The organism is Sphingopyxis sp. EU05-FHT14B03 (assembly GCF_058790875.1).
In genome coordinates, this window is record NZ_JBYTDC010000009.1 from 1 (window position 1) to 6,273 (window position 6,273).

At 63.1% G+C, this 6,273-nt stretch carries 7 protein-coding genes; 1 reads left to right on the forward strand and 6 read right to left on the reverse strand.

Features of this window, described 5'->3' with window-relative positions:
* Window positions 1-115: 115 nt before the first annotated feature.
* From AC3WS4_RS25190 to AC3WS4_RS25200, 3 genes are read right to left on the reverse strand one after another with little or no spacing between them, the layout of a single operon-like run.
* Window positions 116-688, reverse strand: coding sequence for an RNA polymerase sigma factor (locus AC3WS4_RS25190; RefSeq protein ID WP_004212943.1), 573 nt, complete (start codon window positions 686-688; stop codon window positions 116-118).
* Window positions 685-1,104: a periplasmic heavy metal sensor gene (locus AC3WS4_RS25195; protein WP_030541565.1), complete on the reverse strand. Its 420-nt coding sequence runs from the start codon at window positions 1,102-1,104 to the stop codon at window positions 685-687. The genes AC3WS4_RS25190 and AC3WS4_RS25195 overlap by 4 nt, the downstream gene beginning before the upstream one ends.
* Before the next feature lie 20 nt (window positions 1,105-1,124).
* On the reverse strand, window positions 1,125-1,415 hold the full coding sequence (locus AC3WS4_RS25200) for a hypothetical protein (protein ID WP_231727568.1): 291 nt from the start codon (window positions 1,413-1,415) through the stop codon (window positions 1,125-1,127).
* A gap of 952 nt (window positions 1,416-2,367) precedes the next feature.
* Between AC3WS4_RS25200 and AC3WS4_RS25205 the strand changes: the two genes are divergently transcribed.
* The gene (locus AC3WS4_RS25205) at window positions 2,368-2,697 is read left to right on the forward strand and encodes a hypothetical protein (RefSeq protein ID WP_125458964.1); all 330 of its coding nucleotides are present in this window, start codon (window positions 2,368-2,370) and stop codon (window positions 2,695-2,697) included.
* 98 nt (window positions 2,698-2,795) lie between these two features.
* On the opposite strand, the gene AC3WS4_RS25210 is transcribed toward AC3WS4_RS25205, so the two are convergent.
* From AC3WS4_RS25210 to AC3WS4_RS25220, 3 genes are all read right to left on the reverse strand, one after another.
* Complete coding sequence (locus AC3WS4_RS25210) at window positions 2,796-3,296, reverse strand: DUF1440 domain-containing protein (RefSeq protein WP_066551370.1); 501 nt, start codon at window positions 3,294-3,296, stop codon at window positions 2,796-2,798.
* A gap of 16 nt (window positions 3,297-3,312) precedes the next feature.
* Window positions 3,313-5,457, reverse strand: a complete 2,145-nt coding sequence (locus AC3WS4_RS25215; RefSeq protein WP_231728233.1) for a TonB-dependent receptor — start codon at window positions 5,455-5,457, stop codon at window positions 3,313-3,315.
* 248 nt (window positions 5,458-5,705) lie between these two features.
* Window positions 5,706-6,101, reverse strand: coding sequence for a cupredoxin domain-containing protein (locus tag AC3WS4_RS25220; protein WP_197411996.1), 396 nt, complete (start codon window positions 6,099-6,101; stop codon window positions 5,706-5,708).
* Window positions 6,102-6,273 lie beyond the last annotated feature (172 nt).

Sequence of the window (6,273 nt, forward strand, 5' to 3'; positions counted from 1 at the left end):
CCCCCCCCCCCCCCCCCCCCCCCCCCCCCCCCCCCCCCCCCCCCCCCCCCCCCCCCCCCCCCCCCCCCCCCCCCCCCGACCTTATCTTTCATTACGCGCAAATAGGCTCATCCCCTCACGCGAAGTCGAGAATTTTCGATAATCTTTCACGCGCACGCCGGAGCCGCGTCTCCACGGCCTTTCCGCTGATCCCCAGCGCGGCGGCGGTTTCCGCCTGGGACAAGCCCTCCACGGTCCGCAGCAAAAGCGTCTCCTTGAGCGTGGCCGGCAGCTCGGACACCGCGCGCGAAAGCCGCGCGAGCTCTGCGCGATCGAAGGTGATGGCGTCGGCACCCGGCGCCTCGTCCCGCTCACTCTCCATGGTGTCGGGCGGCAGCGAAGAGGCGAACGATAGTATCTGGCGTATGCGCCGCCGCCTGTGCCAGTCGCGGCTCTTGTTGATCGCCACGCGGGTCAGCCACGCAGCGAGCGGCCGATCTCCGTCATACTTTCGCAAGTTCTGAAAGGCGGCCACGAAGCATTCCTGAGTGAGGTCAAGCGCCTCTTCGGCGTCGCCGATATGCGAGCGGATCAGGCGGTAGACCGGTCTTTGGTGCCGCCGCATGATCTCAGCGAACGCAGCCTGACGTCCGGCGAGCGTCAAGGCGGCGAGTTCGCCGTCCGTGCAGGCCGCGAGATCAAGGCTCACCGCGCGTCTGCGGTCAGCGCCTTCACCACCGCGCGGTCAAACGTCCTCGCCTGGTCGGGCCGCAGGATCTGCCGCATCGCGAACATATGGTTCAACGTCTCCTTCTGGAGCTCACCCATCGCGCCGTGCGAACGATCGACGGCGGCCGCGACCTGCGGCCCGTTACCATGTTCGGCCTCGATGGCGGCGGCGAGCCGGGCGTTGTCGGCTCTGAGTTCCAGCTCCAAGGCACGCCTTCGAACGGTGAAGTGAGACTCCAGCATCTGGAGCTTGGTCTGTTGAGCTTCGTCCAGCTCGAGCCCGTCGTGGAGCAAGCTGTGAAGCTCAACGCCCGGGCTTGGCGGGGAGGGGAATAACTCACGTCCAGCCCACACGCCTGCGACCGCCGCCACGAACGCGACGATGGCGATCAGCATCGTCCTCCGGGCGCCGCTCGTCACTGGAACGCGAGTAAGGTCGAAGGCGCTAGCGGCATGGCAGGCCCGAAGGGTGTTAGCGTCGGCACCTGCGCAGTCGTCGCTGCGGACGACAATCCGCCGCCCACCACTCCCAAGGCGACTGCGCCTAGCGCTGCCAGCATGCCGGATCGCAGCGTAACTCCGCCGCCCGCGCGCCGCTCCGCCGCGATCAACCGCATGACATCGCCTTCCAGTTCAGCAAGCCGTGGATGAAGCGGTTGCTCGGCAAGGCGGCGCAACGCGCTGTCTAAATTCATGTCCATGTTCATTCCTCCGCCGTCCTCACATCCATTACGCACGGCCGGTGAACACCCCTCGAGTCCGAAGCGAGCGAATGTCACACACCCCCCGGACGCGGCTGCGCACTCTTCCATTGCGTCCAATCGCTGGCAGCTCGCTAGACAGGCCGGGCAAACGCGTCCCGCTGTTCGAATTCCCTGTTTTATGGGAGGTCAAAATCGGTCGGATGACACGCAGACCGGCAATCGATGCGGTTCCGCGGCCTCGCCGTCGCAGAACCCCCGTTCAGAACGATGAGGGCGGCCCAATCGGGCGGCCACGCCTTGATATCAACCCACCCCCAAGGCCGGCCTGAGGCCAGTGAACGGGCTGGGGCGACGGCGCGATGTTTGCTATTTCCGATGACGTTAGCGTTCAAATTGCGCGGGCACGGATGAGCGCGTCACCGAGTCGAGCCTGGTAGCTCGTTGAGGGGACGGCACTTACCCTGCGAAAAGCGCCCGAGCAATCCTTGACGCCCCACATTTCAAATGCCCTGACCGCCGTCTTTTCCTCCAGCTGGAGCTAGAGTCCGGCCTGACGGTGAGGGTCGCGTCGTTCGTCTTTCCCGGCGTTCTGGCGGCATTCGCCGTCGTGCTCAGCCTGGGTTTGTCCCGAAGACTCTGGAAAGCCCGTCCGGTGCCCGCCACCGGATCAGGTACATAAGCCGGACCGCGGAGCCGACTTTAAGCCCGCAGGACAGCGAGAGGGAAACGGCTTAGGATATGGGGGAAAGGGGCAAAAGGGTGCCGCGGACGGCTCCGCGCGCCTGGTAAGCTTCGACTTCCGAGCTGAGACGAGTTCCCGGCGTAAGGTGCTTCCGTCCCGTCTTCACGCGAGCTGCCGAGACTATTCAAACCCGGTTCAGCACGTTCGGCGCACACATCTCTCCAGCCCGATCGGCCACTCGCGGTACGACGAGCGTAGTTGTGGAGAAGGAACATGTTCAAGCTCGCGATCGCCGGATTGGCACTCATCGTAGCCGCACCGGCCCTCGCCGAACCGCCGGCCCATGCCGGCCAATCCAACGGCCATGGGTATCAGAACCAGAGCTACTACAGCCAAGGCTATGGCTATGTTGAACCGCAGGGTCACGGCCGAAGTTACGGCTCTTACCAAGGCCAAGGGCATAGCAGTTACGGTAACGGTTATTCCAATTACGGCAACTATGGCTACGCCTCGAACCGGCACGCCCGTCGGGACTACCGCCGGGAAGTACGTCATGCGCGTCGCGACGCGCGCCGGTACAACGAGCATGGTTACAACCACTAGGATGCACAACGGCGCGGGCCACCGCGCCGTTGTCACTTCTGAAGAGTGACAACGCGTCTGACACGCAAGAGTACGGAGAAGGTCGCGGGCGTGCGGCTTTAGGCAATCTTTGCTCTGACACCCGCAATTAGGAGCCTCCGCGCCACTTCGAGAGCCACGCCGAAAACTAGGTGCGAGACAAAGCCGCGCAGGTGCGTCGAAGCCGCGACCTCCGAAGCGGGGGGACTAAAGCCCAACGCCGGCATCGCCATCTCGTCGGCGACCAGCGACACCGCCGCTCCGTAGGCGGTTCCGAACCCAGCGCTGGTCTCTGGGCGAACCTCCACCGCGGCTCCGTAGAGAGCGCCGAGAAACACCCCAAAGCCGTAATGAACAGCTGCTCCCGCAGGCTCACGATATCCCTCCGGTACCGGTTTCCCTACGGTAGCTTCCGTTACAGCGTCGGCCACCTTGACGGTGTTGGGCTCGTCTCCGACATCCCTATCGCCCGAAGCGGCTTTCCAGGCTTCGTGGAACTCGGACATTACCCACGAGGCCACCAACCCCGCCGCCGCGCCCGTCACAGCGCCTTCGATTACGCGCTCTGTGTTCACATCCATCTCTCCGGCGCCTTGTCTAAAAGCTCATTCTAACCGTCGCTCGCACTGTCATCGGCGCACCGGGCATGATGTTGTTGTCGTTGTAGGCGGACGAGAAATAGTTGCTGTTGAGGAGGTTCTCGACGTTGATTTGCGCCTCGATCTGGGGGGTGAGCTTGAAGAATGCGGCGGCATCGACGCGGGTGAAGGCGGGCAGGATGGCGGTGTTGCTGATGGACGTGAAGCTCCTCGACTGGTGATAGACCCCGACCCCGGCCCCAAGGCGAGGGGTGAGGTCGTAGCGGGTCCACAGCGAAGCCTGCTGTTTGGGAACCAGCGGAACCTCGCGCCCGGCCGGGGCGGCACTCGTCGTTTTGCGAATTGTCGCGTCCTGCAGCGCATAGCCCGCGCTGATCTGCCACTGGGGTGTGATCGCGCCGCTAAGGCCGAGTTCGAGCCCTTTGCTGCGCTGCGCGCCCGTGAGCACCGTCCGTGCGGGGTCATTGGGGTCGGCCGCGCGGGTGTTGGTGCGGTCAAGCTGGTAGATGGCGGCGGTCAGGTTCAGCGTCGGGCGGATATCCCATTTGAGGCCAAGCTCGTAATTGTCGAACCTCTCCGGCTCCAGCGCGGCGCTGGTGACATCGAGCGATGAGAATTGATCCCCCGACTGCGGCAGGAAGGACCGGCTATAGCTGGCGTATATCGAGACAGGTTGCACCGGCTTGAGCACCACGCCCACTCGGGGAGACCAAAGCGTGTCGGTCCGGCGATAGCTCTGCCCGGCAACCAGGTCGTCGACGTTAAGCGTGAAGCGGTCGCGGCGAACGCCGCCGATCAGATCGACATGGTCGCCGATCGAGATCTGGTCCTGCACATAGAAGGCGGCGGCGTCGGCGTTCGTGCGGATTGACCGGTAGCCGGTATTGGGAGTGGTGCGCAGCGTGACCGGCGGCACCGTGATCGGGTCGGCCAACCCGACAAAGACGCGCCGCCCCCCGTTGACGATATCACCACCCCCGAAAAAGCCGTTGATCCGCTGGTTGCGCGTGCGCTGGTCGCTAATTTCGAAGCCAGCGAGCAGCACGTGGCGGACGGGTCCAGTGGTGACCCTCCAAACAAGGTCGTTCTGGTTGAGCAGGTTCTTGCGTGTCGTGGGATCGCTATACGCTTCGAGGCCGACGCTCTGGACGCCGCCGCGCGACGTGACCGGGGTGACCGGAAAGGCGTTCCGATAGAGCTTGTCGTAATCACCATACAGGACCCGACTGGTCAGGGTCAGATTGTCGCTGAAGCGGTGCTCGACGCGCCCATTCAGGACCTTGGCCTCGAAATCGCTGACGTTGAATCCCGGCACACCGAAGAAGGTGTCGCGGGCGCCGGTGAGCGGGCGTGACGGGCTCGTCAGCGAGCCCTGAACGGCCGAGGGGACGCCTCGGTCGATCGTTCGCTTGTCGCTGTTATATTCGAAGCCCAGATCGATCCGAGTCGCACCGCCGAGCGAGAGCGCGACGGTCGGGTTGATCGCAACCCGGCGCCCGTCATAGAAGTCGCGATTGTTTCGGAACTCCTCGTAAACGGCGTTCATCCGGGTGGAGACGGACTCGCTGAGTGGCTGACTGATGTCGGCGTCGACATACCATGCGCCATATGTGTCCGCCGAACCGCTGCCGCTGATGAAGGCGTTGGCGACAGGGCGCTTGGTGACGCGGTTGATTACGCCCCCGCCGCCGCCGCGCCCGAAGATCATCGCGTTGGGACCTTTCAGAACCTCGATCCTCTCTGCATTGTAGAGGCCGCGATAATATTGCACGTCGTCCCGCAAGCCATCGACGAAGAAGTCTGCGGTGCTGCTGTTCCCGCGCAGGATGATCTGATCGCGGTGGCCCTCACCTTGAGAGATCACCGCGCCGGGGACATAGCGCAGCACGTCGGCGATCGAACGCATCGCCTGGTCGTCGATTTGCGCCTCGGTGATAATCGAGACCGCTTGCGGGACGTCGTTGAGATCGGTCGGTGTGCGGGTGGCGGTGCTGCTCGCATCGACCTGATAGCCGTCCCGGACGCCGGTCACGATGATCGTTTGCGATGTGCTGCCGGGTCCCGATAGCAGCTGGTCCTGGGCCATTGCCGGGACGGTGAGCAGCCCGAAGCCGAGCACAGTTCCGATACCAAGATTTCTCACAGTCAGCCCTTTTGCGAATCTTTCTCAACCAACGCAATAGATGATTTGAGAGTGCGTCGCAATAGCCCTTCGGGGTGGTCGCTGTCGGGCCCGTTGGCTTGCTCTCTAAAATATGAGGCCAGCGAAACGGACTACGGCAATGTTACGAAGCCCGACGAGATCACTTATCAGAGCCTGAGTTGGCTTTGCCGTTGCATTACGCCGAACGTCCTCAGCCATGACATGGAAGAGAGCCGAGCCAGTGACGCTCACCGGACGACGATCTTGCCTTTCATGCCGAAAATCGAGTGCATGAAGTGCGAACAATGCACGTCGTAGGTTCCGATCCGGTTGACAACCAGGCGCACGTCCCCGCTTTCTCCGCCTCCCAGATCGACCTCACCCTTGTTGATCGTCGACCGGCTGGCAGGGTCAATAGTGGCTTGCTCGAAAAAGGCCTTGGCGACAAAATTGTGGCCGCCCCCTGCCGTGTTAACAAAGCGCAAGCGGTAGGGAGCACCGCGTTGAAGCGTGATCGTGGCTGGAACGAAAGCGAAATTCTTCATGTCGATTTCGATCGTCCGGGCGTTCAACCAGTTCGGCGATTGAGCAAAGCCAGGCCCCGCGAGAAGAAGGCCGCAAACAGCGAGGCTTAGCGAGCGCATCGAACATCCCCATTACAAGCGTATCATAGCACGGATTGAGCCGCAGGCTCTTTTGGCCGTTCAAAAGCTGCATCGAAGCGAAAATCCCGAGAAAGGGTGAGGATCAGCGTGCAATAGGCACCCCCTTCGTGGGGTGATCGGCGTGCAAAAAGGACCCCTTCATCCCGGGGAT

Coding starts and splice junctions, on each gene's coding strand:
- AC3WS4_RS25210 (WP_066551370.1), bottom strand. CDS start 3,296: ATGGATGTGAACACAGAGCGCGTAATCGAAGGCGCTGTGACGGGCGCG.
- AC3WS4_RS25220 (WP_197411996.1), bottom strand. CDS start 6,101: ATGCGCTCGCTAAGCCTCGCTGTTTGCGGCCTTCTTCTCGCGGGGCCT.
- AC3WS4_RS25205 (WP_125458964.1), top strand. CDS start 2,368: ATGTTCAAGCTCGCGATCGCCGGATTGGCACTCATCGTAGCCGCACCG.
- AC3WS4_RS25200 (WP_231727568.1), bottom strand. CDS start 1,415: ATGAACATGGACATGAATTTAGACAGCGCGTTGCGCCGCCTTGCCGAG.
- AC3WS4_RS25195 (WP_030541565.1), bottom strand. CDS start 1,104: ATGCTGATCGCCATCGTCGCGTTCGTGGCGGCGGTCGCAGGCGTGTGG.